General features: G+C 74.9%; 1 protein-coding gene. It reads left to right on the top strand.

Annotated features, from left to right (window positions below; translation table 11 throughout):
* Window positions 1-209 precede the first annotated feature (209 nt).
* A partial coding sequence (locus ACWD0J_RS41300; protein ID WP_451501009.1) for a YdcF family protein occupies window positions 210-1,167 on the top strand: 958 nt, incomplete at its 3' end.

Below are 1,167 nucleotides of genomic sequence, written 5' to 3'. Positions count from 1 at the left end.
GTGCGTCCTGCGCGGCCGCGGGGCAGCACCACCGGCACGACGTGCGGGTCCCGCCGAACGCACCACTGCCCGCCCGCGTCCGGCGCATCACAGCGGGTCTGGGAGGATGGTCGGCGGCCGTCCGTACCGGGTCCGGGGACCTGAGGGCGGGTGAGGCGGGTGGGTACGGGCAGCGGCCCGGTGGGCGGGAGAGCGGAGCGGTGCGGCACATGCCGGAGTACCCGGAGTACCTGGCCGCGGTGGTGTTCGCCGCGGGCGGTGTCGTCCACGCGCTGCTGGCACCGCACCGGTTGTCCACCGCCGTCCTGTTCTGCCTCGCGGTGACCTCTGCCGGACTCGGCGTGGCCGCTCGCAGTGCTCCGGCCCACCCGACCATCGCCACCGTCCTCGCTGTCGCCGCCCTGCTCCTGGCGCTCGCGCTGGGCCTGTTGCTGCTGGCCGACGGTGTCCTCCTGGTCCGGCGCTACGGACCGCAGGCAGCCCTGCTGGCGACCGGGGCCGCCGGCTGCGCGGTGCTGGCGGTGCTCGGCCTCGACGCGGTCTTCCACGTGGTCGGCGGCGAGGCGTTCGGTGCCCTCGTGGTCGCGGTGAACGCGGCCGCGGGATACCTCACTCTGCTCTTCCTGGTCTTCGCCGGCTACGTGTTCGTCCGGGGCCGTAGCGCCCCCCTGCCGGAAACCACCCATGTCGTCGTCCTGGGCGCCGGGCTCAACGGCGACCGGCCCGGCCCGCTGCTGACCCGCAGGCTGGAGCGCGCCCTCGCGATCGACGCCGCCCGCGCACCGGACACCCCTCGGGTGGTGTTCGTCGTCTCGGGCGGCCAGGGCGACGACGAGGTCCGTTCCGAGGCGGACGCGATGGCCGACTATCTGCGCGGACGCGGAGTGCCCGCCGACCGGATCGTGCGGGAAGACCGCTCCGTCAACACCGGGCAGAACCTCCGCTTCAGCGCGGCCCTCGTGGACGGCACCACTCCCGGCCACCGTGCCACGGTGGTCACCAGCGGCTTCCACGTCTACCGCACGACCCTGCTGGCCCGCCGCGCCGGCGTGCCCGTGCACGTCGTGGGCGCGCCGACCTCCCCCGCCTACTGGCTGGCCGCGACACTGCGCGAATTCGCCGCCATCCTGTGGCTGGACCGCCTCCCCCTGGTCGGACTCAGCCTGC

It is taken from the genome of Streptomyces sp. NPDC003011, from assembly GCF_053591515.1.
Note: the sequence above shows the minus strand (reverse complement) of the source record. Positions and strands in the feature narration are given on the sequence as shown.